This window comes from Megasphaera sp. AM44-1BH, from assembly GCF_003467125.1.
Taxonomy (GTDB): domain Bacteria; phylum Bacillota; class Negativicutes; order Veillonellales; family Megasphaeraceae; genus Megasphaera.
In genome coordinates, this window is sequence record NZ_QSFA01000011.1 from 13,001 (window position 1) to 38,044 (window position 25,044).

General features: G+C 48.2%; 34 protein-coding genes and 1 tRNA gene. 34 read left to right on the forward strand and 1 reads right to left on the reverse strand.

What is annotated here, in order from left to right; all coding sequences use genetic code 11:
• Nucleotides 1–35 precede the first annotated feature (35 nt).
• The 11 genes from DW949_RS08200 (at nucleotide 36) to DW949_RS08245 (ending at nucleotide 6,080) form a co-directional block, all read left to right on the forward strand.
• Complete coding sequence (locus DW949_RS08200) at nucleotides 36–800, forward strand: Lin1244/Lin1753 domain-containing protein (RefSeq protein WP_118022750.1); 765 nt, start codon at nucleotides 36–38, stop codon at nucleotides 798–800.
• 12 nt (nucleotides 801–812) lie between these two features.
• The gene (locus DW949_RS08205; RefSeq protein WP_118022751.1) at nucleotides 813–1,634 is read left to right on the forward strand and encodes a DnaA ATPase domain-containing protein; all 822 of its coding nucleotides are present in this window, start codon (nucleotides 813–815) and stop codon (nucleotides 1,632–1,634) included.
• 20 nt (nucleotides 1,635–1,654) lie between these two features.
• On the forward strand, nucleotides 1,655–1,855 hold the full coding sequence (locus tag DW949_RS08210) for a hypothetical protein (protein WP_118022752.1): 201 nt from the start codon (nucleotides 1,655–1,657) through the stop codon (nucleotides 1,853–1,855).
• A gap of 11 nt (nucleotides 1,856–1,866) precedes the next feature.
• Nucleotides 1,867–2,037: a hypothetical protein gene (locus DW949_RS13640; RefSeq protein WP_158570660.1), complete on the forward strand. Its 171-nt coding sequence runs from the start codon at nucleotides 1,867–1,869 to the stop codon at nucleotides 2,035–2,037.
• A gap of 1 nt (nucleotide 2,038) precedes the next feature.
• Nucleotides 2,039–2,494, forward strand: a complete 456-nt coding sequence (locus tag DW949_RS08215; protein WP_118022753.1) for a hypothetical protein — start codon at nucleotides 2,039–2,041, stop codon at nucleotides 2,492–2,494.
• 11 nt (nucleotides 2,495–2,505) lie between these two features.
• Complete coding sequence (locus tag DW949_RS08220) at nucleotides 2,506–3,414, forward strand: DNA cytosine methyltransferase (RefSeq protein WP_118022754.1); 909 nt, start codon at nucleotides 2,506–2,508, stop codon at nucleotides 3,412–3,414.
• An 82-nt stretch (nucleotides 3,415–3,496) separates the two neighbouring features.
• On the forward strand, nucleotides 3,497–3,904 hold the full coding sequence (locus tag DW949_RS08225) for a hypothetical protein (RefSeq protein WP_118022755.1): 408 nt from the start codon (nucleotides 3,497–3,499) through the stop codon (nucleotides 3,902–3,904).
• Between the two features lie 157 nt (nucleotides 3,905–4,061).
• Complete coding sequence (locus tag DW949_RS08230) at nucleotides 4,062–4,499, forward strand: DUF1064 domain-containing protein (RefSeq protein ID WP_199595819.1); 438 nt, start codon at nucleotides 4,062–4,064, stop codon at nucleotides 4,497–4,499.
• Between the two features lie 72 nt (nucleotides 4,500–4,571).
• Nucleotides 4,572–5,099: a hypothetical protein gene (locus tag DW949_RS08235; RefSeq protein ID WP_118022756.1), complete on the forward strand. Its 528-nt coding sequence runs from the start codon at nucleotides 4,572–4,574 to the stop codon at nucleotides 5,097–5,099.
• A gap of 260 nt (nucleotides 5,100–5,359) precedes the next feature.
• Nucleotides 5,360–5,435, forward strand: a tRNA-Trp gene (locus tag DW949_RS08240).
• Between the two features lie 114 nt (nucleotides 5,436–5,549).
• Nucleotides 5,550–6,080, forward strand: a complete 531-nt coding sequence (locus DW949_RS08245; protein WP_118022757.1) for a terminase small subunit — start codon at nucleotides 5,550–5,552, stop codon at nucleotides 6,078–6,080.
• A gap of 56 nt (nucleotides 6,081–6,136) precedes the next feature.
• On the opposite strand, the gene DW949_RS08250 is transcribed toward DW949_RS08245, so the two are convergent.
• On the reverse strand, nucleotides 6,137–6,355 hold the full coding sequence (locus DW949_RS08250) for a DUF2188 domain-containing protein (protein WP_118022758.1): 219 nt from the start codon (nucleotides 6,353–6,355) through the stop codon (nucleotides 6,137–6,139).
• 45 nt (nucleotides 6,356–6,400) lie between these two features.
• On the opposite strand from DW949_RS08250, the gene DW949_RS08255 reads away from it, so the two are divergent.
• From DW949_RS08255 to DW949_RS08360, 23 genes are all read left to right on the forward strand, one after another.
• Nucleotides 6,401–6,580, forward strand: coding sequence for a hypothetical protein (locus tag DW949_RS08255; protein ID WP_118022759.1), 180 nt, complete (start codon nucleotides 6,401–6,403; stop codon nucleotides 6,578–6,580).
• Between the two features lie 23 nt (nucleotides 6,581–6,603).
• Nucleotides 6,604–7,848 carry a PBSX family phage terminase large subunit gene (locus tag DW949_RS08260; protein WP_118022760.1) on the forward strand — a complete coding sequence of 415 codons (1,245 nt, stop codon included), beginning with the start codon at nucleotides 6,604–6,606 and terminating at the stop codon, nucleotides 7,846–7,848.
• Between the two features lie 4 nt (nucleotides 7,849–7,852).
• The gene (locus DW949_RS08265; RefSeq protein ID WP_118022761.1) at nucleotides 7,853–9,244 is read left to right on the forward strand and encodes a phage portal protein; all 1,392 of its coding nucleotides are present in this window, start codon (nucleotides 7,853–7,855) and stop codon (nucleotides 9,242–9,244) included.
• Nucleotides 9,237–9,404, forward strand: a complete 168-nt coding sequence (locus DW949_RS13725; protein ID WP_199595821.1) for a hypothetical protein — start codon at nucleotides 9,237–9,239, stop codon at nucleotides 9,402–9,404. The genes DW949_RS08265 and DW949_RS13725 overlap by 8 nt, the downstream gene beginning before the upstream one ends.
• Nucleotides 9,405–9,467: 63 nt before the next feature.
• Nucleotides 9,468–10,100: a phage scaffolding protein gene (locus DW949_RS08270; RefSeq protein ID WP_118022762.1), complete on the forward strand. Its 633-nt coding sequence runs from the start codon at nucleotides 9,468–9,470 to the stop codon at nucleotides 10,098–10,100.
• Nucleotides 10,101–10,113: 13 nt separating this feature from the next.
• Nucleotides 10,114–11,082, forward strand: coding sequence for a major capsid protein (locus DW949_RS08275; protein ID WP_118022763.1), 969 nt, complete (start codon nucleotides 10,114–10,116; stop codon nucleotides 11,080–11,082).
• Nucleotides 11,083–11,094: 12 nt separating this feature from the next.
• Nucleotides 11,095–12,528: a minor capsid protein gene (locus DW949_RS08280; RefSeq protein WP_233539541.1), complete on the forward strand. Its 1,434-nt coding sequence runs from the start codon at nucleotides 11,095–11,097 to the stop codon at nucleotides 12,526–12,528.
• Nucleotides 12,494–12,745 carry a hypothetical protein gene (locus DW949_RS08285; protein ID WP_118022764.1) on the forward strand — a complete coding sequence of 84 codons (252 nt, stop codon included), beginning with the start codon at nucleotides 12,494–12,496 and terminating at the stop codon, nucleotides 12,743–12,745. The genes DW949_RS08280 and DW949_RS08285 overlap by 35 nt, the downstream gene beginning before the upstream one ends.
• 66 nt (nucleotides 12,746–12,811) lie before the next feature.
• Entirely contained in the window at nucleotides 12,812–13,183 is a 372-nt protein-coding gene (locus DW949_RS08290) for a hypothetical protein (protein ID WP_118022765.1), read from the forward strand.
• Nucleotides 13,180–13,548, forward strand: a complete 369-nt coding sequence (locus DW949_RS08295; protein ID WP_118022766.1) for a hypothetical protein — start codon at nucleotides 13,180–13,182, stop codon at nucleotides 13,546–13,548. The genes DW949_RS08290 and DW949_RS08295 overlap by 4 nt, the downstream gene beginning before the upstream one ends.
• Nucleotides 13,548–13,925 (forward strand): HK97 gp10 family phage protein, encoded by a 378-nt coding sequence (locus DW949_RS08300; protein ID WP_118022767.1) that lies wholly within the window; start codon nucleotides 13,548–13,550, stop codon nucleotides 13,923–13,925. Before DW949_RS08295 ends, DW949_RS08300 begins: the two co-directional genes overlap by 1 nt.
• Nucleotides 13,922–14,389 (forward strand): DUF6838 family protein, encoded by a 468-nt coding sequence (locus DW949_RS08305; RefSeq protein ID WP_118022768.1) that lies wholly within the window; start codon nucleotides 13,922–13,924, stop codon nucleotides 14,387–14,389. Before DW949_RS08300 ends, DW949_RS08305 begins: the two co-directional genes overlap by 4 nt.
• A 3-nt stretch (nucleotides 14,390–14,392) precedes the next feature.
• Entirely contained in the window at nucleotides 14,393–15,526 is a 1,134-nt protein-coding gene (locus DW949_RS08310) for a phage tail sheath C-terminal domain-containing protein (protein ID WP_118022769.1), read from the forward strand.
• A 13-nt stretch (nucleotides 15,527–15,539) separates the two neighbouring features.
• Complete coding sequence (locus DW949_RS08315) at nucleotides 15,540–15,995, forward strand: phage tail tube protein (protein ID WP_118022770.1); 456 nt, start codon at nucleotides 15,540–15,542, stop codon at nucleotides 15,993–15,995.
• A 12-nt stretch (nucleotides 15,996–16,007) separates the two neighbouring features.
• Complete coding sequence (locus tag DW949_RS08320; protein WP_118022771.1) at nucleotides 16,008–16,370, forward strand: hypothetical protein; 363 nt, start codon at nucleotides 16,008–16,010, stop codon at nucleotides 16,368–16,370.
• 181 nt (nucleotides 16,371–16,551) lie between these two features.
• Complete coding sequence (locus tag DW949_RS08325; RefSeq protein ID WP_118022772.1) at nucleotides 16,552–19,347, forward strand: phage tail tape measure protein; 2,796 nt, start codon at nucleotides 16,552–16,554, stop codon at nucleotides 19,345–19,347.
• Nucleotides 19,347–20,087 (forward strand): hypothetical protein, encoded by a 741-nt coding sequence (locus DW949_RS08330; protein WP_118022773.1) that lies wholly within the window; start codon nucleotides 19,347–19,349, stop codon nucleotides 20,085–20,087. Before DW949_RS08325 ends, DW949_RS08330 begins: the two co-directional genes overlap by 1 nt.
• Nucleotides 20,084–21,574 carry a hypothetical protein gene (locus DW949_RS08335; protein WP_118022774.1) on the forward strand — a complete coding sequence of 497 codons (1,491 nt, stop codon included), beginning with the start codon at nucleotides 20,084–20,086 and terminating at the stop codon, nucleotides 21,572–21,574. Before DW949_RS08330 ends, DW949_RS08335 begins: the two co-directional genes overlap by 4 nt.
• A 12-nt stretch (nucleotides 21,575–21,586) precedes the next feature.
• Nucleotides 21,587–21,985, forward strand: a complete 399-nt coding sequence (locus DW949_RS08340; RefSeq protein WP_118022775.1) for a DUF2577 family protein — start codon at nucleotides 21,587–21,589, stop codon at nucleotides 21,983–21,985.
• A complete protein-coding gene (locus DW949_RS08345; protein ID WP_118022776.1) occupies nucleotides 21,982–22,407 on the forward strand; it encodes a DUF2634 domain-containing protein in 426 nt (141 codons plus the stop codon). Before DW949_RS08340 ends, DW949_RS08345 begins: the two co-directional genes overlap by 4 nt.
• Complete coding sequence (locus DW949_RS08350) at nucleotides 22,400–23,431, forward strand: baseplate J/gp47 family protein (RefSeq protein WP_118022777.1); 1,032 nt, start codon at nucleotides 22,400–22,402, stop codon at nucleotides 23,429–23,431. Before DW949_RS08345 ends, DW949_RS08350 begins: the two co-directional genes overlap by 8 nt.
• Nucleotides 23,424–24,074 carry a putative phage tail protein gene (locus tag DW949_RS08355; RefSeq protein ID WP_118022778.1) on the forward strand — a complete coding sequence of 217 codons (651 nt, stop codon included), beginning with the start codon at nucleotides 23,424–23,426 and terminating at the stop codon, nucleotides 24,072–24,074. Before DW949_RS08350 ends, DW949_RS08355 begins: the two co-directional genes overlap by 8 nt.
• Nucleotides 24,074–25,036, forward strand: coding sequence for a hypothetical protein (locus tag DW949_RS08360; RefSeq protein WP_118022779.1), 963 nt, complete (start codon nucleotides 24,074–24,076; stop codon nucleotides 25,034–25,036). The genes DW949_RS08355 and DW949_RS08360 overlap by 1 nt, the downstream gene beginning before the upstream one ends.
• Nucleotides 25,037–25,044: the final 8 nt, after the last annotated feature.

The following is a 25,044-nucleotide window of genomic DNA, read 5'->3' on the forward strand; positions in this document are numbered from 1 at the left end:
GTTCCGTTTCCCCATCCTGCAAGGGAGGTGATGCGATGGCCAGGCCGACGAAACAGGGACTTGATTATTTTCCCCTGGATGTCGGGTTTTTGCAGAACGTGAAAGTAAGACGAATAATGAGAGCGTGCGGAATACAGTCTATCCCGGTGCTAATCAGCCTGCTGGCTAATACCTATTGTGATGAGGGGTATTTCCTACGGTGGGACAGTGATATGCCTTTTCTGATTGCCGACGAGCTTGGGGTCAGCGAGGGCGCAGTTACCGCGGTTGTCGATAAGGCGACGCAGGTAGACTTCTTTAACGCCAATATGTATCAAAAATACGGCGTGCTGACGTCGGATGGGATTCAAAAGCGATTTTTTGAAGCAACAGCCCGCAGAACGTCAGTCCGTTACGACGCGAGATTTCTGCTCATAAACGTTTCTGACTACAAAAACCTAGTTAATGTATACAAAAACTCGATTAATGATGACAGTAATGAACAAAGTAAAGTAAAGGAAAGTAAAGTAAAGAAAAGTAGTAGTACGGGCGGCGACGGACTGACAGACGTCATCAATGCCTATCGGAAAAACATCTATCCTATGCCGGGTGAAATGGATCTTGAAAAACTCAAGGCCATGACGGCAGACTTTGGCAGTGACATTGTCGTGAAGGCAATCAACAGGGCTGTAGTCAGGAATAAACGAAACCTGGCATACGTGCATGGCATATTGAAACGCTGGCAGGCTAACGGATATGACGAGGAAGATGCCAGGAAGCATGACCCACTGGAAGAGCAGTACGACAAGATTCCTTTTTAGGAGGGAAACAACATGGAAAACGTATCAAACGTGCTGACAGATACGCAGCGTAGAATAAAGGCAAAAATTGAGCGGGCCAGGATGATGGCCTATACCAGGGAGACAGCCGCACCAGAATTGGCTACACCTCCCGATGGAATCCAGTGCAACCGCTGCGGCAATACAGGATGGATCTATCAGATCAGTGACGACGGATACGAAAGCGTGACGGCCTGCCCGGACTGCTATGAACGGCGTCAGGTAGTGCGGCGGCTCAAACAGAGCGGTATCAGCCCGCAGGATTATGCACGGTTCACACTGGATACATTTGATGCATATAAGACGCCGGACAGTGCAAAGATGAAGACACTGGCCGTGCGGTATCTGAAAGAGCATGTGACGGACGGCCCGGGATTCGGGATATTCGGAAGCAGTGGCATGGGAAAGACCCATCTCTGCATTGCCGTCTGCCAGGAACTCACACGGCGGTACCATGAGCCACACTATTATTTCAGCTACCGGGCAGAAATGCCCATGCTGGTGAAATCGGCGAAAAGCTTCCAGGACGACTATGAAGCATCCATGCATAAATGGAAGACCTGCCAGAACCTGTATATCGACGATGTTTTCAAGCTGTCGGATACAGGGAACGGGAAACTGGATGCACAGGAATTGAGAGTGTTCTTCGACCTGATTAATGCCAGGTACCTGAATCATAAGACGACGCTCTTTTCGAGCGAATATACCGTGAATGAGATGGCAAGGATTGATGGTGCACTGGGAAGCAGGGTGTACGAAATGATCAAGCCATATGGATTATCTGTAAATGGCCCAAATCAACGGCTGATAGGGTAGCGCTGAAGGAGGATGATCATATGAAATGGGTACGGACTGCCGAGCAGGTGCCGGATACATCGGTGCGTGTTCTGGTAGCGATGCACGTAACGACGCCATACCCGCTTGTAACGGGCGGTACGTTCCACGGCGACTATTGGACCGTCGATATGATTACCAGGCCTGTACGGGTCCAGGAGGTGCCATTTTGGGCGCCTATCGTACGGCCACCGAGAGCATAGGAGGATACGACATGGAAAAGAACCTATGCAATGACCTCGTGGCCATGCTTCTGTCACTGTCACGGCATGCCCAGCGGCATAATCATTACTTAAAGCAGAAGTCATGGCAGCGTTCCATCCGACATACGAAACAACGGAGCCACGTAAGGCATGCGAAATATGGATATAAGGGAGGAAAATAAAATGAAATTCGGAAAATATAGTCCAGATGTATCAAGCGAGGTGAGTAGCATGTGGGAAAAAACGCCGTATTGGACATACTCACTAAATGATGAATCGTGCCTTATCTCATTTGAGTACGCATCAAAGGGGCAGGCAATTAATGCGGCAATGGAAGATGCAGAAATAGAAGGAGCGAAACGGGTATGGATCGGACGGATTAATGAATACAGGACGTTAGTAGATGCAGAATCGGTTATTAATCAAGTACAGTTTGATGGAGCTGATGCGGCGGCAGAAGAAGATGTGAGCTGGCCGTTTGAATGTCTTGATAAAGTAGCCGACGATGATTTCGACGAGCTTGAATATATGCTTACAGAAGCATACAGAAAATGGGAAGATAAACATCCTGAATACAAACCAAAGGCGTATATGATAACGGATATCGAAGAATTCCAGGCAAGTAAGACAGATAAATGAAGGTGGTTTAATTGTTAAAAATTTTGGAGTTGTTCGGCGGCATTGGAAGCCCAAGGGTAGCATTACGAAATATGGGTATTCCTGTAAAGTCAATAGATTATGTGGAAATTGATGAAAAAGCAGTACGCAGCTATAATGCCATGTTTAAGAGCAAACTTCCATATAAGCCGCAGGACGTTCGCGGCTGGAATTTAAAGCCGGACATTCTTATTCATGGCAGCCCATGTCAGGACTTCTCGATTGCGGGCCATCAAAAGGGAGCGGACCCAGGTAGCGGCACACGATCATCGCTTATGTGGGAAACATTAAACATCGTTAAAAATATGGGATTGTGGAGACCTAAAGTCATTATCTGGGAAAACGTGAAGAATGTACGGTCAAAATACATGGTACATAACCATGAGCGGTACATGACCGAATTGAAAAAGCTGGGATATACAAGCAGTTTTCACATGTTAGACGCTAGAGACTTTGGCCTACCACAGGCCAGACAGCGAATATTTACTATCTCGGTGTTGGACGGTCAAGATTTTGACTTTTATGCACTCAAACAAAAGCCTATGCAACCCATTGCCAACTATCTAGAGGACGGACAAGTAGACGATTTTTATACCGTCAAAGCGCCAAGCATGTTACGAGCAATTGGAAAAACAGGGACTATACGCCGTCTGCCGATTATCAAAGATTACTGCTACACAATCACGGAACGACCGGACAGGGCGCCGGGGAGTGGTTGCCTTTCCATAGGTAATGGCAAATACAGATACTTGACTGAAAAAGAGTGTTGGCGGTTACAGGGATACAGCGATGAAGACTTTGAAGCGGCCGCTAAAGTGAGTAGCCGCAGAACCCTTTATAGGCAAGCAGGAAATAGCATTCCCGTACCGATTTTTGAAAGTATTTTTAATGTACTGCTATAAAATCTCATGGAAATGATGCAGATGGCGTTGCACTTTGATAGCGCAATGGAAAGCAAGGAATACGTAGAAAGGATGATGAGCGATGATCGCTGAAACAAGAATAATCTACGAAAGGCTACTAAAACAATATGCCGACAGCTTTAGACAGGCCGGAAAAGATGGAAGTGAAGAAAACGTCCGACGCTTTCAGGTCATGCATGATTTAGTGCTAAAACTGCTACAAATCAAGTTCGATAAGAAACTAGCGACCCGTATTTTAGATGCAATCGCCGCACGATCGCTGAACCATCACGTGGGCTATGATGATATTGATGATAGTGTTGACGACATTCGCGCACTGGACGCCATCGATTTTTTGTGGATGTACTGCCAACAGCGGGGAACGGGCGTTAACTGTAAAGGGTGCGCGATTTTCGATTGGTGCGTCGGGATGAGGGCCAACAAATGCCCTGGCAATCTAACAACCGGAGTAATAAATGACAATGAATAATATGAATCCGCAATGGTTAATATTACGGAGGTGATAACGAATGTATCAAGTACCAACAAATGATGGTATTGGCGTTACGGTATGCACTGGATAGAAGGAGCTACATATGTTATGGAACAAAGCAACGGAATGGATACCGATACAAAGGAGGCCGGTGATGGCGAGTAAGATAAACAGCAAGAAGATCATCGTGGACGGCATCCCATTCGACAGCAAAACAGAGGCGAAATATTACTGCCGCCTGAAGAAGCTGAAAGAGGATGGTAAAATTCGTCACATCGAGTGCCATCCAAAATATGAGCTACAGCCGGCCTGCGAACGGTATGGCAGGAAATACCGGCCGATGTACTACATTGCCGACTTCCTCGTCATCCAGGATGACGGGCAGAAAATTGTCATCGATATAAAAGGATATGGCATGGAAGACGCGGCATTGAAGCGCAAACTCTTCGTCTATAAGTATCCGGATCTGGAGCTCCGATGGATCGCAGCATCGAATAAATACAGCGAAACGGGCTGGATCGATTACGATGATCTGCAAAAAATCCGGCGTAAGGCCAGGAATGCGAGGGAACGGGGCTTGTCAATGACATAAATGTAATAGATAATCCATAAGCGGACAGGCTGACAAGGTCTGTCTGCTCCTCGCGTTATAAGGAGGGGAATCATGTATCACAACGACTATACCGTATTAGTAAAAGAATATCTGAACCGCTACACCGAGTTCAAGCAATACGTGGCAAATGTGGAGGCGGAAATTGAAGATTACAAAGAGATGCTGAAGCTATCGGCCGCTCCTAATGTCCCCAACCTGTCTGCAACTGGAGGTTGTGGCGGTGGAGATGGGACAAGCCAGCAGGAGAGGGCGTATTTCAAACGGGAAGACTTAGAGAAGCGGCTTGAAGACAGTTATCATGACCTTCTGGAAATGCTGCCGAAAATCCGCAAATTGGACCGGTCCCTGGACGCACTGAAAGCGACGAATCCCGTGGACTATCGCATCATCCGCGCCCGCTATATTGATGGCTCATCATGGGAAAGCACGGCCAGCTATGCAGGCGCCAGCGTGACCTATTGCCGTAATGAAGCACGCAAGGCCCTGCGGAGGCTGACCGGGGCCATGTTCGGGGAGGAATCCATCCCAATCCAGACGCACCTGGTATTTATCGACAATGATGATGGAAATTGTGGATAACTTTTTTTTCGTGTCGTTTTTTGACAGAATCGAGCAGAAAATAAAATATTTGAATACGGAAAAAGTTGGTCGGACGTGGTACGATAATAGCGTGGGAGTTGGGGATGACGCGAGGGAGGCTAATGCCCCGTACAAGTTCATCGGCTGACCTTGCGCATCCCACACACTGTCACGATATGCCCCTTCTTGTTTTCGGACTGCGGCGCCATGATGAATAATCATTGTGCCGCTTCCCTCTCCTTTGAGGGCATATTTATCATAGGCGCGTAGCTCAATCGGTAGAGTGGTGGTCTCCAAAACCATAGGTTGAAGGTTTGAATCCTTTCGCGCCTGCCAAATTGAATATATAGGGACTTAGCTGTGCTTGTCTGCGTGAATAGACCGGACATGGCAGCGGGTCCCTTTTTTCATGCCTGAAAGAATGAAAGAGGATGGTGGTGAGCATGTGACATGGCTAAACTGACGGAGAAACAGAAACGATTTGTTGATTATTATATCGAGACCGGGAATGCCAGCGAAGCGGCAAGAAGGGCCGGGTATAGTAAGGGAAGTATCGCAACTGCAAATAAGTGGTTAATCCCCAGAAATCACCATTTTAAGCCCGATTTGGCCGCGGCTATAGATGAACGCCTGCAGGAGCTGAAAAACGAGCGTACAGCGTCTCTCAGCGAAGTTTTGGAGTTCATGACGAGTACGATGCGCGGGGAAATAGAAGAAGATGTCGTGGTGACAGAAGGAACCGGCGACGGCTGCAGTGAAGCGCGGATTATTCAAAAACAGGTATCAGCACGGGATAGGCTGGAAGCGGCGAAGGCCCTTGAAAAACGATTAGGCCGGTTCCTTGCTCTTGAGAAGGAAGAGCAGGAACTCCGTAATGAAAAGCTCAGGGCGGAGGTCGCTGAGCTGAGCGCTGAAAAAGCGGATGATGATACGGTGCAGATTATTGACGATTTGTGTAAAGCTGAAGACGAGAAATTATAATTGCAAAAAAAAGACTGCGCATCGCACTGTGCAGTCTTTTAAGAGAAAAAAGATTCTTAACCCTTTGGTGGATATGGATCGTTGCCATGGGAATCTTTTTGGCTGATTTTGCCATCTCGATTGTGAATGACCAATTCCGTTCTTTGATTTTTGGAAATTTCACGGGCTTTATCAATGGCTTCTTGTTTTGTGTTGGTTAAGATGGTTGCGCGAGAATTTCCTTCCCCTTTGACGGCCCATTTGGTTCCGCGTGGGACAACATGTTGATTTGGCATAAATAATCACCTCCTTTTACTAAATTATATCATCAGGGAGGATATATGTCACAGAAGGTAATCAATCTGTATCGATGGGAAGTAGTTACTTTTCCATGGGGCACTGCTGTGAAAGAGCAGCGTACAGGTAAATGGATAGCACTTTTTTTGAGCCCTACAGGACAGATGGTCAATGTAGAAAAAATATCAGTTAAGCTTCATGAAAATGGGATTGAATTCTTGTGATTACAAGATGAGAGGTTAGATAAATGAAAATAGTGAAACTGAGTAATATCATAGCCCCTCATTTCTGGGAACTGCATCGGGATATCCGGAGTCATGGCCATACGTATTACTGGCTGGAAGGCGGGCGCGGATCCACGAAGTCATCTGATATCAGTATTGAGATACCGCCGCTCATGATCAAGAATCCGGAGTGTCATGCTGTTGTGCTCCGGAAAGTCGGCAACACTATCAAAAACAGCGTTTATCCGCAGATGCAGTGGGGCATTGATGCCCTGGGGCTGACGGATAAGTTCCGCTTCAAAACGTCGCCTCATGAGATTACGTATAAGAAGACCGGCCAGAAGATTCTGTTCTTTGGTGTCGATGACCCACAGAAAATCAAGTCCATCAAACTGCCGTTCGGTTATGTCGGGATCTGCTGGATAGAAGAACTGGACCAGTTCAGTGGTATGGAAGAGATCCGCAACCTCAACCAGTCACTGCTTCGTGGTGGTCCAATTTTCTGGGAGTTCTGTTCATTCAATCCGCCGAAGTCACAAAACAACTGGGTCAATGAAGAGAAACTCTTTGATGATCCGGACAGACTGGTCCATCATTCGACGTATCTGGGCGTGCCCCGGAAATGGCTGGGAGAACGGTTCTTTGAAGACGCGGAAAAGCTCAAAATCAAGAATGAAATGGCTTACCGTCATGAGTACCTGGGTGAAGTCACAGGCACAGGCGGGGCTGTCTTCGAGAACGTCGAAGATATGGACATGAGTGACAAATTTGTCGGAAATTTTGACAGGTTGTACTACGGCCTGGACTTCGGTTTTGCCGTAGATCCATTAGCTTATGTCGCTATGTACTACGATGCGAAACGAGAAGATCTGTATATTTTCGATGAAATCTATCAGCAGAAACTGACGAACAGCCAGGCGGCTGGATGGATAGCACAGCGAACCGGCGACAGGCTGATTATTGCTGATAGTGCAGAACCGAAATCTATCAAAGAAATGAAAGATTACGGACTACACATTACAGGTGCACGTAAAGGGCCGGACAGCGTAGAGCATGGAATCAAGTGGCTGCAGGACCGAGCGCATATTTATATCGATAAACGGCGATGCCCGAATACATTCCGTGAATTTATCAGTTATGAATACGAGCGGAATCGGGAAGGGCAGTTCATCAGTGCCTACCCGGACAAAAACAACCATGCTATTGATGCAGTACGATACGGCATGGGACCGGCAATGCCGCGGGCAGGTATCCATATTTTGAGGTGATTACATGGATTTAGAGACAGCAAAAAAGGTAATCAAACGATACATGGCAGGGCATGGAGAGTTCCAGGCACATGCGTGGACCGCAGAACGGTATTATCGTGTGCAGAATGATATCTTATTCCCTCCGTCAAAAAAAGAAAAGGAAGAAAAAGAAAATCCGCTCCGCCATGCAGATAACCGTCTGCCACACAGCTTCTATAAGCTACTGGTCAATCAGAAAGTAGCGTATATGTTTACGATACCGCCTACATTCGATGTAAAGAACGATGACCAGAACCAGCTGATTACGCAGTCATTGGGGGATTATTATGGAAAACGTTGTAAGGATTTGGCCGTCAATGCATCCAACGCAGGGATAGCATGGGTACATTACTGGATGGACAGCGAAAACGGTTTCACCTGGGGCGTCGTCCCCTCGGGAGAAGTGATTCCGGTCTGGTCTCCTAAACTGGATCATCAGCTTTTGGCTGTGCTCAGAGTATATCGCGATTTTGATGACAACGGGGATGTATACGACGTTTATGAATACTGGAATGATACAGAGTGCCAGGCATTCCGTAAGCGGGCCAGTGACGATATTGCTACAGGTTTGATGCCATGGCCATGTTTTACGGAATTTTATGATGCCGGTATATCGTCTGCAGCCAACCAGTTTATTCATCAGTTAGGAGACGTCCCTTTTATCCCGTTCTGCAATAATAATCTGACAAGCAGTGATCTGGACGACGTGAAGCCACTGATTGATGCATATGACAAAACCTATAGCGGATTCATGAATGACCTGGAAGATGTGCAGGAGGTTATTTTCGTCCTTACCAACTATGGCAGCGAAGACCTGGCGCCTTTCCTGAAGAACCTGAAATATTACAAGGCAATCAATATTGAGAACAATGGCAATGGTGATGCTTCCGGTGTTTCCACGCTGACTATCGAAATACCTGTCGAGGCGCGGGATAAAATGCTGGAACTGACCCGGAAATCTATTTTCGATATGGGACAGGGAATAGATCCACAGCAGCAGGGACTGGATAAGACGTCCGGAGAAGCGATGAAATTCCTGTATGCTCTGTTGGAACTCAAAGCGGGGATGATGGAAACGGAATTCCGGTTGGGATTCAACAAGCTGATACGGGCTATTTTACGTGTCCATGGACAGCAGTGCCAGAACATCATACAGACCTGGACCCGTACCAGTATCCGAAATGACGCAGAACTGGTTGATATGTGTAGTAAATCCAATGGTATTATCAGCCGTAAAACCATTCTCAAGAATCATCCTTTTGTCGAAAACGTAGATGATGAAGAAAAAGAGCTGGATGAGGAAGAAAAGAATCAAGCTGATAAAGACGATATCTATGGCGATTTGGACGGCAAGGGAGGTGATGGCGATGTATAAATGGCTCAAACGATATGCAGAGCAGTTCAGCGAAGATTTCCCGTTTAAATCTGTGATGGATAAGACGGAATATGAAATCTGCCGGATCATTCAGGAATGCTGTGAAAGAAATACAAAGTATGGGGCATCCGGGACTGGCTCCACAGGAACGACTACGTAAATAGGCTGGTATTACTTTGGCGCGGGTCGGTAACCGCGGTAAAAACCGGAAAGGAGATATAAAATGACGATTGAAGAATTAATCCAGAAATTGGGGATTGCTGATGATAAAAGAGAAGAAGCTTCCAAAACTCTTCATGATTATCTGGATGGCAATTATGTAACAAAATCTCGTTTCAATGAGGTCAACGAGGAAAAGAAGACCCTGAAGACAACAGTTGCAGAACGAGACAAGCAACTGGAAACCCTGAAGAATAGCAAAGGCGATACAGAAGCCTTGAAAGCGCAAATCAAACAGCTTCAGACGGAAAATAATCAGGCAAAAGAAAAATATGAAGACCAGATGAAGAATCTGAAACTGACTACGGCCATTCAACTGGCTATAGGTGATAGTGCGCAGGATGTCGGGATTGTTTCCGGATTATTTGACAGGGATAAGCTCATCCTTGGTGAAGATGGAAAAGTCACTGGCCTTGATGAACAGCTTAAGGCACTCAAGGAAAGTAAACCATTTTTGTTTAAAGCAGCACCTGGTAATCCGCCGAAATACAGCCCTAATGGTGGCGGCGGAAATAATTTGAAGAATCCCTTTGCTAAAGAGACATTCAATATGACAGAACAGGGCAAGCTGTTGCGTGAAAATCCAGAACAGGCCAAAGCCTTTGCAGCGGCCGTTGGAGTCACACTCAATGTATAGGAGGTAATGAATCATGGCAGGAACAACTTTGACAGACGTCATTGTACCGGAACTCTTTAATCCGTATGTCATCCAGCGGACAATGGAAAAATCGGCATTTTTCAGTAGCGGTATCATTACACGGAATGCAGCTTTCGATGCATTAGCCAGTGAAGCGGCCCGTACACATAATATGCCTTTCTTTGAAGATCTTTCTGGTGATGCCCAGAATATCGTAGAAGGAAAGTCAATCGAATTCCAGAAAATCACGTCTAATAAAGACGTATCGACAACTATCATGCGTCAGCAGAAATGGAGTGCTACCTCTCTTTCGGCGGCACTGGCAGGTAGTGACCCGATGCGTGCCATCGGAGACCTGGTTGCTGATTACTGGGCCCGTCAGTATCAGAAAGAACTGATTAATATTTTGACTGGCGTCTTTGGAGCCGATACGATGGCGGACCATGTGCTGGATATTTCTAAAAAGACAGGCAATGCCGCTAATATCAGTGCGTCTGCCGTCATTGATACTCTGCAGCTTCTGGGTGACGCTCAGGATCAGCTGACAGCGGTTGTTATGCATTCCGCAACCAAAGCATACCTTAAAAAACAGAATCTCATTACGACGGAACGGGATAGCACTTCCGTGGAATTCGATACGTATCAGGGACGCCGCGTCATTGTAGACGATGGATGCCCGGCCGCTGATGGTGTTTATACGACGTACTTCTTCGGATCGGGAGCAGTAGCTTATGGTGAAGGGAACCCGGTAGGTTTCGTGCAGACAGAAACGAAACGCGACCCGGACCTTGGCGCCGGTATCAACATGCTTTACAACCGTCGCTGCTTCATCATGCACCCCCGTGGAATCGCATGGCAGAATGCTGTACGTGCCAACGTAGAATCTCCATCCAGAGAAGAACTGGCAACGGCAACGAACTGGAAACGCGTGTATGAACCGAAAGCCATCCGTATCGTAGCATTGAAACATAAAGTAGGCTGATAAGGTCAGGTGATGGATGTGGACAGCGAAGAGTATTGGGCACAGAGAGCCATAGAGCGGGAAAAAGAATGGCACAAGAAATGCCAGGAAACCATTGAAAAGGAACTGGCCCGGTACTATCTTGCATCGCTGGGCCATATCCAGACCGATATAGCGGCACTGTATGGCCGGTTTGCCAAAGATAATGCACTGTCAGTCGAAGAAGCGCGCAGGCTGATTACGGGAAGTGAATACCGGCAGTGGCGTATGACGATTGAGGAATATATCAGGCAGATAAAGGAAAACGGGGACAAAGGTCTTGAACGGGAACTGAATGTCCTGGCCATGCGCAGCCGTATCAGCCGGCTGGATAAGCTGTACAGTGAAACCTTGATGGAACTGGATGCGTTAGGACATAAGGTTTCTGAGACTATGACGGATTTCCTCACAGATGCATACAAAGACAATTATTATCATGGGCTGTTTGATATTGGGAAGGAAATCGGATTGCCGGCCTCCTTTGCTAAAGTCAACCGTGATGATCTGACGCAGGTGCTCCGGAATCGATGGAGCGGGATGAATTACAGCCAGCGAATCTGGAAAAATCAGCGGCTGCTGGTACGAACACTAAAGTCTGAGATGATGACAGCCGTTCATCGAGGGGAAAGCATAGATGCTATCTCTAAGAGGGTATCCCAGCGGGTGGATGTCGGAATCAGTAATGCACGACGTCTGGTCCGGACAGAGCTGAATTACGTTGAAAATCAGAGTGCCATGGACGGTATCAAAGAAGCAGGGATGAAGTATTACCGCTTTTCTGCGACACTGGACCGCCGGACGTCAGCGACCTGCCGGGGACACGATGGCCATGTTTATCCCATTGGCGAATATCAGCCAGGCAGTACGGCCCCACCACTTCACCCGAACTGCCGTTCCACAATCGCCGGCAGCCTGTACGGGCCGGATAAAAAGAAGACCGGGACACGCATTGCCAGGAATGACAAGGGCAAGACGTATTATGTGCCAGCTGACATGACGTATGAAGAATGGTATAATAAACATATCGAATCAACTATTATACCAACTGGCAATGCAAACTGGAAAACTAATGAACAAGGATATGTTATTGTCACGAAGCAAATTCCCAAGATTATTAAACATTACCGGACTGCCACACATGCAGAACCTAATTCTGTAGTTATGCATTATGGAAAACCCGGACCACATGAGCAAATGGACTATGATTTTTATGATGAGAATGGGTATTTGGCAATGCAGATTCATTGTGGAAATCATCTTATGCCAAGAAAACATAAATTCGGTGAGTTTGGTGAACATGCAGCACATTGGGAATGGACGCAAAAAGAGGGGAAGTGGAAAGGGCACCCATTACCAAATACTGAATTAACAGAGAAGGAAAGGAGGCTGGTACATGATGGTATTGAGTTTAAACGAACTCAGAGATGAAATGGAAAATTGGACCGCTTATGAAAATTCTTTTGTTTATAAGGGCGTTGAATATGGACTACTCCATAATGCAAAAGATGGCAGTTATTATTTTGGACTGTGCAATACTCTGGATGATCATGGCCAGACTTTTCCCGATTTTGACTCTGCAGTAAATGCTTTGCTTGTAGATGGCCATTCTATTGCGGAGTTAATGCCGCAACTCAATTGGACTTAAGCCCAGTTGAATACTTAGCACTCACGATGTGGGTGCTTTTTTCATGCCCAAATGGAGGTGGCAGGTATGCAGTGTGTAACGGCAGATGAAGCGGTAACGCGCATTATTGCCAATGTGCAAAGTATCCGTGGTGAGCCGGCAGAGGATGCATCTCTTACGATGTATGCAAATAAATTTGTCGGTTTTGTCCTGGATTATTGCAACCGGGAAGATTTCCCTAAAACGCTGATCTATACAGCAACGGATTATATATCCAAATGGCTGGAAGACAAAGCGAATGGCGGGCGTCAGGGTGCATTGAAGAGCCTGGAGCAGAATGATACAAAATTCCAATTTGCCGTATCAGATATGACGCAATCGGGAAGCCAGACCGATGCAGATCTGCAATCTTTTACAGCCTGTCTTGCACCGTATCGAAAAGTCAGGTGGCCCGTATGACGATGCCATGGAACCGATGTAAGAATCTGCTCATGAAGTACATGTATAAAGACAGCGTCACCGTGTACCGGCAGCAGCCAGTAAAAGACGACGAAAGTGCCGATGATTATACGACGCAAGCCATCTATCAGGATATTCCGTGCCACCTGACACAATATGGAAAGGAACTGCAGAGCGGACAGAATCCGCGGGAATTCTTCACGAAGACGGACCTGCGCATCTGCCTGGATCCAGAATACGACATTTTGCCGAACGATGTCCTAGTCATCGTGCATGTCGGCCAAACCTTTACGCTTAATGCCGCGAAGGCTTTCAAGTATCCGGACCATCAGGAAATCAGCGTCCGCAGAGAGGATGAGGCGTAATGGGAATGCATTTTGGTGGCTTCGACGCCTTCGATGAGCGATTAGCCAAAATCGAGGAACAGGGAGCCAGAAAGATGAATCAGTTCGTCGCCCAGGAAGCAGAAGTAATCCGAGGGAAAGTCCAGAACAATACTCCTGTAAGAAAGGTTAACGGCGGCCGACTGAAAGGCGGCTGGAAACGGTCACGGGCCGTGCAGGGTAAAGCTGTGGTCTATAATAACGTTGAATATGCTGCCCATGTCGAGTATGGGCACCGGACGCGTGGTGGCAAAGGCTTCGTGAAGGGAAGTAAGATGCTCCATCGCGGGATGCTGCAGGCGGAAAAGACGTTCCGGGATGATGCCGATACTATCATAAAGGCGGTGCTTGATGAATGATTACACTGCGTGAAATCAAAGCGGCCATCGTAAACGTACTGAAAACAAAATACCCGGAATGCAGGGTGCACTTCGATAATGTAGAAAAATCGGATGCGCCTTATTTTTATGTCGAACTGATGCCGACAGCGACAACAGTCGATGATGTATATAGTGACCGGCTGGTACAGGTGGATATTACCTACATCCACCCGAAAGACGCCATGGGCCGGGTTAACCGCACAGCTGTTTATGATGTAGCAGATACTCTTGACAGGACAATCCGGCCGGTGCTGGCCATTATGGACCGGCACATCACTATTTTGGATGCAGAGATGACTGTCGTGGATGACATCCTGCATTATATTTTTAATCTTGATTTCCGTGACGCCTGGACCGATGAAGAAGCCGGCCGTGTCCAGTATGAACTGATGCAGTCGATGCAGTTGCAGGTGAACGGGACTGATCTGACAGAGGAGGAATAGACTATGCCAGCACAGGAACAGGAATTATTCGGTCTGCCGCAGGTACTGATTAATTTCCGTACGAAAGGCACGACAGCAATCAAACGGAGTGCCATGGGGATCGTTGCGATGATTCTCCACAATGAATCGAAAGATGAAATCCATAACTATACGATCCGGGATGTATCGGATATCCCGGAAACGGGTCTTACCGATGAAAACGTAGACCTTATAAAGAAATGTCTGCTCGGGACGCCGCTCCGGGTCCTGGTATATACACTGCCCCTTTCCACTGTAGAAGGAGCGACTAAGACACAGGCCAACGTCCTCAAGATGCTGGCCAATATCAAATGGAACTGGCTCTGTGCCCCGACATCCACGACGCAGGAACAGAATGACCTGGCATCTTGGATTAAGACGCAGCGCACGACGAAACGGAAAACTTTCAAGGCCGTATTGTCTGAACAGGCCGCCGACCATGAAGGTGTTGTCAACTTCTGCACGAACGATATCAAGGTGCAGACTGACACCGACAGCTCTGGCAATCCTGTCTATACAACGTATACGTCGTTACAGTATACAGCCCGAATTGCTGGTATTTTGGCAGGACTGTCTCTGGACCGCAGCGCTACGTACTTTAAGCTGACGGAAGTCGAAAGCGTAGAGGTCTACGAAGATATCGATACACTGATTGATAAAGGCGAACTGCTCCTGATTGATGAACAGGACGGCGATGGCGTCAAGATTGCCCGCGCCTGCAATTCCCTTACGACCTTCACCACGGACAAAGGTGAAGAATTCCGTAAGATTAAAATCATTGAAGGCATGGACATGATTACCGATGATATCCGGGATACGTTCAAGAAATATTACGTCGGCAAGGTCATCAACGACTACAACCATAAGATGCTGTTCATTTCGGCCATCCTGGTCTATTTCTCAGAAATCAAAGGGAACGTACTGGATGCCGATGCAGATAATACAGTTGACATCAACGAACAGTATCAGAGCAATTATGCCAAGCTTCACGGCGATGATCCGACAACGATGTCGGTCATGGAAATCCGCCAGTACAATACCGGTGATACGGTTGCTCTGGTCGGCAATATCCGTCTCGTAGATGCTATGGAAAATCTGACGATTGATTTTACCCTGTAAGGAGGTCTTATAAATGGCAAGAAGCCCATTTGATGTGCAGTATCGAGGTTGTAGACGCTGGAACGGGTCCCACGGCAAGGTATGGTGGGACAATGAATTGCTTTTTGAAATCGAAAAGTTTGAGGTAAACGTAGAGCCACAGCGTGAAGATGTGCTGATCGGTAACAGCGTAGACAGCAAAATCGTATCACTGAAAGGCACCGGGACGATTACAATCAAGAGCGTCATTAACCGCAATCTGAATAAATTCCTCGAAGAATGGAAAGCCGGGCACGATCCGCGGACGACACTGGTAGGTCTGCTGGAGGATCCAGATATGATTGATGCCCAAAAAGAACGCGTCTCAATCGATAATGTCTGGTTCAACAAATTGGATCTGATGAGTTTTGAAAAAGGCAAGGTAGTTGAAAAAGAATATCCCTTCGGCTTCACGCCGGAAGATACAGCTTATGTAGAAACCGTAGAATAGGAGGAGTGTTACATGGCAGTCAGTGTGCAGGATCTGATTAATCAGAAAGAAAAAATCGAGCAGAAGAAACAGGAAACATTTGATATCACTACCAGCGTCGGGGTAATGACCGTAAAGAAAATGTCTGGGAGCCTGATGGCCGACATTATCGATATGTCGGATGGCGGGGATGAATACTGCATCCTCAACAGCGTCGTAGCTCCGAATCTGAAAGACGCGGCACTGCAGCAGGCGTATGGCTGTGCAGAACCGACGGATATTGTCGATAAGCTCTTTGACGCCGGGGAAGTACCGGCTATTGCAAGAAAAATAGCCAGCCTGTCCGGATACGGAGAAAACATCGAAGCAAAGGTACATGAAGAAGTAAAAAACTGATTGAGGAGAACTGGGAAGCGGCTACGGCCGCTTTTCTGGTTCTCAGGGGTCATACACTGGACTGGTTCTTCCATCTGGATCCAGTGGAAAAGATATTCTGCTATCAGGCCATGATGCATGAACAGGAACGGCAGGAGCGGCTGATACTGCTGCCATTAAAAGTGAGAGGAGACCGGATGCTATGAGCAATTACATACTGAGCGCTACACTGGAACTCAAGGACCAGTTTACGGCGCAGGTCAATAAAGCAAGGTCCGGCTTCAAGGGCTTGACGGAAACCCTGAAAAACACAGGGAGCGCTTCGGATGCGGCCGCCGCCGGAATGGGAAAAGCCGGCACAGCGGCTGTCAAAGCAGCCGGCCAGGCGGACCGTGCCAAACGGGCCTTCCAGGGCATCCGCGGCATCTACGAAGCGACTATCCGCGCCAAGGATGACGCCACGGCGAAGATTCAGAGGGTCAAGACGGAGCTGAACGGACTCAAGGGGAAAACATACACAGTTGCCCTTAATATCAAACAGAATGGCGGTCTAAACGGGTTGAAAGACAAAGCTGGCAGTGTGGCCAACGGCATGTTGCTAGGAACGAGCGCTCAGATGTTGGCCGGTGCTGGTATCGGCTTCGGTATTTATGACACATTGAAAACCAGTATGGATTTCAGTGCAGCACTTTCTGGAGTAAAAGCCTTAGTGCCTGCAGGTGAAGATGCCGAAGCTGTAATGGATGCCGTTAAGAACAAAGCTATGGAATTGGGGCAAGCCACTGCGTTCGGGGACGTGGATGTTGCAAATGGCATGGCTGAGCTTTTAAAAGCGGGCCTTAGCCTGCAAGAGGTCTTAAATGGCGCAACGAAAGCTGCACTTGACCTTGTAACAGCTGGGGATTTGAGCCTGCCAGAAGCCGCAAAGACTATGTCAATTATGATGAATGTCTTTGATTTAAACGATGCATCCCACGCAGCCGACATCCTTACCGGCGCGGCTAATGCCTCGGCAACCAATGTACATGAAATGTCATATGCTATGGCCGAAGCTGCAGCCGGGGCCAAGTCGATGGGGGTGTCCTTTGAGGATACAAATGCGACGTTGGCACTATTTGCTAAAAATGGGTTGCTTGGCTCTGACGCTGGTACTTCTTTAAAAACGATGCTTTCTCGTCTGGTCCCTCAAACAGATCAGGCAGCTAAAGATTTCCAACGGTTAGGGCTTATGTCAGAAGATGGCTCAAACAAGTTCTTTGATGCTACGGGCAAGTTAAAGCCTATGAGAGAAGTGGCTGAAACCCTGAAAAAATCCTTGCAAGGCATGACTGCCGAGCAGAAACAAGCGGCATTATATACTATATTTGGGTCCGATGCCATTCGGGCAGCTACTTTCTTAGCCCAAGATGGTGCTGAAGGTATTGATAAAATGACGGCTGCCATGAAGCGTTTTACTGCATCTGGTGTGGCCGAAACCAAGATGGCTAACCTGCGTGGCGACATTGAGCAGCTGTCTGGGTCTTGGGAGAATCTTCAGATACTGATTATGGACGGCAAAGGGGAGAACGGCCTGCGGAGCTTCGTCCAAGAAGCAGATAAGCTCTTGAGCCACTTTAGCGGGAACGTAGAAAAGAATGGCCTTGGTATACGCTCTATCTTGTCCCTAATTGGGGAGGGCATCAAGGATTTGAAAGATAAATTCCTGGCCTTTGACGGTATCGGGTCTGTACTGGCAGGAGGTGCCCTGGCATTCGGGCTGAAGAAACTATATGACTTAGCACAAAAAGTACGCAGTTCCGTCCAGGGGCTGATAACGAAATCATCGAAGCCGCCTGCAGGACCAGAATCAAGTACGACAGGCGTAAAAGATATGATGGTATCAGCCAGGACCGTCATTGTAAATGGGAAGGAATCGCCATCGAATACGCCTTCCACTCAAGTACCGGGAACTCCAGGGACAAAGACACCATCTAAAACGAAGACGCCGTCATCGTCCCGTATCGGAGGTGTAATGAGGCGTCTTCCTGTATTGGGTGGATTGACGTATCTGGCTGGATCTGCGCTGAATGTTGCGTATGCCCCGGAAGAAGAACGGGGCGCAGCGATAAGCGGTGCTGTTGGTGGTGGGCTGGGATGGCTCGGCGGTGCGAAATTAGGAGCTATGGCCGGCGGTTTGGCTGGGCCTGTCGGCGCTGCTATAGGCGGTTTAGCTGGTGGGATAGGCGGTGGCCTTTTGGGCGAAAAACTAGGTGATGCGTTCGCGCGGATTGACTGGAACCGGATGAAGCAGCCATTCTCCCGTGCCCTGTCTGAAATGAAAGCCGATTTTGCTAACATGGGACCACGGTTTGATGCTGATGTACAGGACATGGCACAGAAAATGGGCCAGGCATGGGAGGATATGAAGACATCGGCAGGGCAAAAACTGGACAGCCTGAATGACTGGGCCAGTGATACCTGGGACGATATCCAGCAGGGAGCTGAATACACTGGGCAGGGAATCGTGAATAGTTTTTCCGAAGCCTGCGCAAATGCAGAAAATGCCTGGGCTGATTTCTGTAGCTGGTTTGATAGCAATGTTTGCCAGCCTTTGGCAGGGCTGGCCAGTTCCGCTGCAGATAAACTGACGGAATTAGGCTCTGCAGCGGCATCCGTCCCTACGTTTGGTGGTTCGGGACCGTTAGACAGTGCGTTTTCATCTATTTTCCCGCTCGGGCACAACGCATCCGGCTCGTCCTATTATTCCGGTGGCTGGACAGAAATCAATGAACGGGGCGGCGAAATCGTAGACCTGCCGCAGGGAAGCCGTATCTATCCACATGCTACGACTGAACGCATGATTCAGAATGAACTGGATGGCAGCATGCCGGCAGGCGGCCCGGTCGTCGTCAAAGGCAATACCTTCTATGTCCGGGAGGAAGCCGATATAGACCGCATCGCCTATAAACTAGCTAAACTGATTTCCCAGGGACATGTCAATTACGGAGGTGGTTACTGATGAGGATGGGCACGTTAGGCAATACGATTCAGGTCCTTTCGGCCATCTTCTCCAGTGGCGGAGTAAGCGGAAGACGGCAGATCATCATTGAAGGTCCTACAGGGCGCCTGGTCATACCGGTAACGCCGGCAAAGTATACTGTCGGAGATGGCCAAAAGAATAAAGTCGTCGATATTACACAGGTTGGGGAAGCTACAGTGTTTGGGATGCCCAAAGCCCGGACACTGTCATTTTCCTGCTTCTTCCCGTCTACTGTGCATGATTATCCGTTCGTCGTAGGTGATTACACAGACCCGACTGCTTGTGTTGAGAAGCTGACAGAATGGAAAGCGTCCCGGAAGCCGGTACGTGTCATCATTACAGATTCTCCAGTAAACATGCAGATGGCCATCATGGAGTTCTCCTACTGGGAGCAGGACGGCAGCCGGGATATCTACTATACGCTCAATTTCATGGAGTACAAAGAACTCAATGTCCCGGCGGCCAATAATGATAAGCCGATTGATGACGCGACAGGGCTTAAAGTGCGGCCGGTTGACCTGGATGCCAAAATCAAGGAAGAGCAGGCCAATGTCTCTAAAGGGAAAGCGTTGTTCCAAAAAGGATGCGACGTAATGGATATCGCTAAGAAGGCCTACGGGGATTATACCCATTGGCGTCGCGTTATCAAGAGTAATAACCTGAAGAGTCTGGTCATCAATAACGCCGGGCAAATCCGGAAGTGGGTGATTAAGAATTGATCATCAAACATAAGCAGGTTGTCACTGAAACAACAAAAGACGCAAGCGGACGGGAGACAACGACTCAGAAAGACGTGCTGAATGACATATCACGTCTGACAGTTGGTAAGATTACATGGGAAGGCTCGCGATTGCAGGTGGCCCGGAAACTGACATTTTCTTATGTCCAGGACGCCCGGGACCCGAACCTTCCGAACTATGTCATCAACTGTGGTGAGACGGTCTATGGTTATGATGAAGACGGGAACCTACAGTTCCAGGGCAATGTGTACAGTGTCGAAAAAAATGTACAGCAGTCTACCGTCACAGTCATGGCCTACGATAATCTGTTCATACTTTGCCGGTCTAAAACGACGCGGAAATTCACGAATATGCTGGCTGAGGACATTGCAAAAGCGGTCTGTAGTGAACTGGGTATCAAAGTCGGGAAACTGGCTGAAACAGGCAAGAAAGTCTCGTTTATTGCCCAGGAGAAAACAGGTTATCAGATCATCATGATTGCCTATACAGATGCAGCCAATCAAATCAACACCCAGAAGGAAAACAAGGATGATCCGGACGTTCTCTTCCATCCGGTCATGCGCGGCGATGAACTGGATGTCATCAAAAAAGGCGAACTCATCGAAGGGCTGGATGCCAATCAATACGTAAATATTGAGAACAGCCAGTATAAAGAATCCATCGAAAGCATGGTCAACAGCGTCATGATCACCGACCAGCAGGGCAACGTCACGGGCTACCAGACAAAAGATGAATGGATCCAGAAGTATTCCATGGTCCAGGACGTCTATAAGACGAATCCGAACGACAATGCCCAGGCAGAAATCAACAAGCTGTTCAAAGGGCCGGAACGGTCCGGGGTATTAGAAATGATTGGGGATTATGCCGCAAAGTCTTCCTACTCCATCCAGATTAGGGATATCCTGACGGAATTGTGCGGGAAATTCTGGATTAAATCTGATACGCATACATTTGAAAACGGTATCCATGAAATGCAATTGGAAATCGAGTTCGAAAACATTATGAACAAAGAAGAAAAGCCGAAAGAGATACAGACGAAGACAGGCCGCACATCGTCTGCGATTGGCAGTGCGAATTTGGCAGCGTCTGAAGGTGTACAGGCCGGTTTTGCCGCCTGGGAAGGAGCTACCATGCCAGACGGGCCGAATGGCTGTGTCGAAGCGGCTACACGTATTGGCAGCTATTACAGTCCTTTCCTGAAGCAGGAATGTGACAATGGTGTTGCCTCGGTCCCGACCTTGATGTCTGATGCCGGCGACGCCGTCATTCCTTTCGATGAATCGAACCTGGAAGTCGGGGACTGTGTTGTGTTCGATGGTGATGCGCACGTGGTTGTCTATGCAGGGGACGGCACGTATGTAGGAAATAACTCCAGTGGGAATGGAGGTGCTGGAGCTGTTGGTACTGGCGGTATCTATAATATTGGCATGACCCCGACGTCTATTATCAAGACGAGCCGGATGTAAGGAGATGATATTATGCCGGAACATATTCCATCTGCATCTCAATCAGCATCAGCCATTGTAGATATCATGCATACAGTAGCCCGGGGCGAACTGCCAAGAGGCGCCCAGGTCGGCATCGTCGAAGCCCCGCCTCCTGATATCGTTGTCCGGATGAATAATATACCATTGACGAAGAAGGACCTGTATATTTCAAGGTATCTGATGCCGGATTATACCCGTCATATGGTCGGGCAGACCAGTAACCGGGCTGGTGGTTCCGGAGACGCAGCGTATGAAAGTCATAACCATCCCATCGATAACGATGAGACGTGGACGGATACACTGAAACCGGGGACGCTGGTCCTCCTGATACCAATTTACGGCCAGAATGAGCAATTATACTGGCTGGCAGACAGTGGGGTGAAGTTATGAGTGCAGAATACCCCTTTACTGGGGCTGTATCGGTCAATACTTATACGTCAGATCTGCCAGTCCCTAAGGAATATGCCTGGGACTTCGATAAGGACTGTTTTTTGTATGACAAAATAGGCAGGCACGTCGTCGTTGAAAAGGACGAGGCCATCAAGGTATGGATCTACAAAGCCCTCAGCACGGAGCGTTTCCGCTACCTGGCATACAGCTGGCAGTATGGCATTGAACTCAGGCCGTTCATAGGCAAGGTCATGGGGGTACAGCAGAGATACAGTGAAATCAAACGGATTATCATTGAATGCCTGATGGTAAATCCGTACATCAGGAGTATTGACAATGTAGATATATCACATGATGGAGACAAAGTTTCTATTGCTATTACGATTACGACGATTTATGGGGAGGTGAGCGTCGATGTATGAAGCCAGAGAGCAGGATGAGATTTTAAAAGAACTGCAGGAAAACTCGAGTTCAACTGTATCGAGTTTTGAAGGCACCTTTACGTATGATTCGTTTGCTGCCAATAGTATCGAGTTCGCCAAACAGGAAGTTGAACGGGAACAAGCCTATAAAGCCATGTTTGCCCGGACCAGCTGGGGCGAATACCTTGAAATGAGGGCGGAGGAACATGGCATTTTCCGGCGACAGGCCGTCAAGGCCAAAGGAACGGCCACGGTATCCGGCAATGGGACTGTGCCACAAGGAAGTGTATTCCAGACGGCCACAGGTGTTGCTTTCTACACGACGAAAGCCGTCACAATTACCCGGTCCGGTGATGTACCTATTGAGTGCAGTACTGCGGGGGCAACTGGAAATGTAAAAGCTGGTACGATTACCGTCATCCCTATGTCTATCCCAGGTATCAGCTCCGTGACGAATGCCGACGCTACCTATGACGGATTTGATGAAGAGGACGACGCCACCTTATACAACCGGTTGATTTTTAAAGTACGGCAACCAGCTACTTCCGGGAATGTGAATGATTATATCGAGTGGGCGACATCTATAGCTGGTGTTGGTCATGTGACAGTCGTTCCACTCTGGAACGGTAACGGCACGGTAAAAGTCATCATTACAGACTCTAGCGGAAATCCGGCGTCATCGAATCTGTTGACACAAGTGGCCACCGCTATTGAAGCAAAACACCCTATCGGGGCTACAGTGTCTGTGGTCGCGCCGGCTATTTTAGAATTGCATATTGCGCTGACACCTACTGAGGGCAAAGGCGATGCCAACGCTATCAAAACGCTGTTGAACAATTACTTCGCGTCAAAAAATTTCGGTGGCGAGAAAGTTTCTTATGCGGTTGTAGGTAAAATGATTATCGACGATGAATCGACAAATGTCACAGATTATGATTCTCTCACTATCAACGGCGATACGAAAAACATTTCCTTAACAGACAAGCAGATACCGAAAGTAACGGAGGTGGTGCTGAATGGCTGATACTCCGGATTTTCAATTCTTACGGAATACAAAGGTTGACTTAAGCCGATATCTTCCGGCCTTCCTGTTCCGCGATGCCGTTTTTTCCAATACGTTGAATACCTTATCCTATGAGCATGAATTGCAACGGCTGACACTAACAGACGCTGCCAAGCAGGCATTTGTCCAGACCGCAACCTGGGGTCTGGATGACTGGGAAGAATTTGTAGGACTAGAACATGCCCAGGTAGATACAGTACAGACTAGAAGAAATAAGATCCTGATGAAGCTGACAGGCGTTGAGTCTGTGACGGTACCATTTCTTGAGGCTCTTATTAATCAATATATCGATGATAAAAGCGGCACCGTAACAGACCATCCTGAAACGTATAGCGCAGATTTCAACATCCCGCTTGTTGATAAAGCGAGTCTGCTTGGTATTGCCAAAGACGTGCGTACATATATTCCAGCTCATATCGGACAGGTGTATAAAGCGCACGCAGATACAAACGTAGAGAACCACATTGCCTTGCTGAAATCCACGGTAAAAACCATTGATGTTTATCCAGCAGCCATCGAAAAAATCGCCCCAGAATCGACATTCTACGTTGCTATGGCGATGACAACGACAGAAAGACTTACTTTGTATATAGGAGGTATTTGATGGCAACTTACAACCAATTTGTAGTGACAGATGCCGGGCGCGCCCTGCTGGCTAAAGCGGTCGCGAATAAAGGCACGTTCACGGTATCGTCTATCAAGACGAGCTCACATACGTATACGCAGAGCGCGATTGCAGCGCTCACATCGCTCGACGATATAAGACAGAGCTTCCCACTGGCATCAGCCACTACAGTAGACAGTACAACTATCAAACTCGAATTCAATGTTACCAATGTCGGCCTGTCCGCGTCGTATACGCTGGCCACGCTAGGCGTCTACGCGACGTACAATAACTCCGAGACGCTTTTTGCCGTCAGCACGGCGAATAACCCTGACGTGATGAATGCCGAGCAGGCAGGCGCGCTGGTACGCAATATCTTGACCACGGTCTACATCAAGACCTCGAATGCATCGAGTATCAGCATCGCCGTCGCAATGGACACGTACGTTACAAAAGCGATGCTCGACGCCGCAGAGACAAAAGCCCTGGATCGCGCACACCCGATTGGCAGCGTTTATTTGAATATCGGTGGTACAGATCCCGCAACGGCTTTTGGCGGCACCTGGAAGAAAATTGAAGGGTCGTACCTGCTGGCGTCGGGAAGCTATGCCGGAAAGACGCTTACAGCTGGCAAGACGGTCGGCGAGGAAATGCATAATATTACTATCACAGAGATGCCAATGCATAGCCACGGAGGCACGACAGATACGGGTGGTAAGCATAGACACTGGACGAATGGCGCGCTACCGCGCGATTTACAATGGGATGCGTGTGAAGGAAATGATAACGAGCCGGCAATAGGCTACGGCGACGGTTGCTGGCGGGGCCATCGAGTGGATGGCCATACGTCTTCGGACGGCGACCACACACACGAATTCACAACAAACGACGCAGGCGGCGGCGCGGGGATGTTGATTATGCCGCTCGCCACCGTCGTTGATGCATGGTATCGCACAGCATGAGGAGGTGA

Bases quoted from the DNA above. Each gene is read 5' to 3' on its own strand.
- DW949_RS08200 (WP_118022750.1), top strand. From the start codon at position 36: ATGGCCAGGCCGACGAAACAGGGACTTGATTATTTTCCCCTGGATGTC.
- DW949_RS08205 (WP_118022751.1), top strand. From the start codon at position 813: ATGGAAAACGTATCAAACGTGCTGACAGATACGCAGCGTAGAATAAAG.
- DW949_RS08210 (WP_118022752.1), top strand. From the start codon at position 1,655: ATGAAATGGGTACGGACTGCCGAGCAGGTGCCGGATACATCGGTGCGT.
- DW949_RS13640 (WP_158570660.1), top strand. From the start codon at position 1,867: ATGGAAAAGAACCTATGCAATGACCTCGTGGCCATGCTTCTGTCACTG.
- DW949_RS08215 (WP_118022753.1), top strand. From the start codon at position 2,039: ATGAAATTCGGAAAATATAGTCCAGATGTATCAAGCGAGGTGAGTAGC.
- DW949_RS08225 (WP_118022755.1), top strand. From the start codon at position 3,497: ATGATCGCTGAAACAAGAATAATCTACGAAAGGCTACTAAAACAATAT.
- DW949_RS08230 (WP_199595819.1), top strand. From the start codon at position 4,062: ATGGCGAGTAAGATAAACAGCAAGAAGATCATCGTGGACGGCATCCCA.
- DW949_RS08235 (WP_118022756.1), top strand. From the start codon at position 4,572: ATGTATCACAACGACTATACCGTATTAGTAAAAGAATATCTGAACCGC.
- DW949_RS08245 (WP_118022757.1), top strand. From the start codon at position 5,550: ATGGCTAAACTGACGGAGAAACAGAAACGATTTGTTGATTATTATATC.
- DW949_RS08250 (WP_118022758.1), bottom strand. From the start codon at position 6,355: ATGCCAAATCAACATGTTGTCCCACGCGGAACCAAATGGGCCGTCAAA.
- DW949_RS08255 (WP_118022759.1), top strand. From the start codon at position 6,401: ATGTCACAGAAGGTAATCAATCTGTATCGATGGGAAGTAGTTACTTTT.
- DW949_RS08260 (WP_118022760.1), top strand. From the start codon at position 6,604: ATGAAAATAGTGAAACTGAGTAATATCATAGCCCCTCATTTCTGGGAA.
- DW949_RS08265 (WP_118022761.1), top strand. From the start codon at position 7,853: ATGGATTTAGAGACAGCAAAAAAGGTAATCAAACGATACATGGCAGGG.
- DW949_RS13725 (WP_199595821.1), top strand. From the start codon at position 9,237: ATGTATAAATGGCTCAAACGATATGCAGAGCAGTTCAGCGAAGATTTC.
- DW949_RS08270 (WP_118022762.1), top strand. From the start codon at position 9,468: ATGACGATTGAAGAATTAATCCAGAAATTGGGGATTGCTGATGATAAA.
- DW949_RS08275 (WP_118022763.1), top strand. From the start codon at position 10,114: ATGGCAGGAACAACTTTGACAGACGTCATTGTACCGGAACTCTTTAAT.
- DW949_RS08280 (WP_233539541.1), top strand. From the start codon at position 11,095: ATGGATGTGGACAGCGAAGAGTATTGGGCACAGAGAGCCATAGAGCGG.
- DW949_RS08285 (WP_118022764.1), top strand. From the start codon at position 12,494: ATGATGGTATTGAGTTTAAACGAACTCAGAGATGAAATGGAAAATTGG.
- DW949_RS08290 (WP_118022765.1), top strand. From the start codon at position 12,812: ATGCAGTGTGTAACGGCAGATGAAGCGGTAACGCGCATTATTGCCAAT.
- DW949_RS08295 (WP_118022766.1), top strand. From the start codon at position 13,180: ATGACGATGCCATGGAACCGATGTAAGAATCTGCTCATGAAGTACATG.
- DW949_RS08300 (WP_118022767.1), top strand. From the start codon at position 13,548: ATGGGAATGCATTTTGGTGGCTTCGACGCCTTCGATGAGCGATTAGCC.
- DW949_RS08305 (WP_118022768.1), top strand. From the start codon at position 13,922: ATGATTACACTGCGTGAAATCAAAGCGGCCATCGTAAACGTACTGAAA.
- DW949_RS08310 (WP_118022769.1), top strand. From the start codon at position 14,393: ATGCCAGCACAGGAACAGGAATTATTCGGTCTGCCGCAGGTACTGATT.
- DW949_RS08315 (WP_118022770.1), top strand. From the start codon at position 15,540: ATGGCAAGAAGCCCATTTGATGTGCAGTATCGAGGTTGTAGACGCTGG.
- DW949_RS08320 (WP_118022771.1), top strand. From the start codon at position 16,008: ATGGCAGTCAGTGTGCAGGATCTGATTAATCAGAAAGAAAAAATCGAG.
- DW949_RS08325 (WP_118022772.1), top strand. From the start codon at position 16,552: ATGAGCAATTACATACTGAGCGCTACACTGGAACTCAAGGACCAGTTT.
- DW949_RS08330 (WP_118022773.1), top strand. From the start codon at position 19,347: ATGAGGATGGGCACGTTAGGCAATACGATTCAGGTCCTTTCGGCCATC.
- DW949_RS08340 (WP_118022775.1), top strand. From the start codon at position 21,587: ATGCCGGAACATATTCCATCTGCATCTCAATCAGCATCAGCCATTGTA.
- DW949_RS08345 (WP_118022776.1), top strand. From the start codon at position 21,982: ATGAGTGCAGAATACCCCTTTACTGGGGCTGTATCGGTCAATACTTAT.
- DW949_RS08350 (WP_118022777.1), top strand. From the start codon at position 22,400: ATGTATGAAGCCAGAGAGCAGGATGAGATTTTAAAAGAACTGCAGGAA.
- DW949_RS08355 (WP_118022778.1), top strand. From the start codon at position 23,424: ATGGCTGATACTCCGGATTTTCAATTCTTACGGAATACAAAGGTTGAC.
- DW949_RS08360 (WP_118022779.1), top strand. From the start codon at position 24,074: ATGGCAACTTACAACCAATTTGTAGTGACAGATGCCGGGCGCGCCCTG.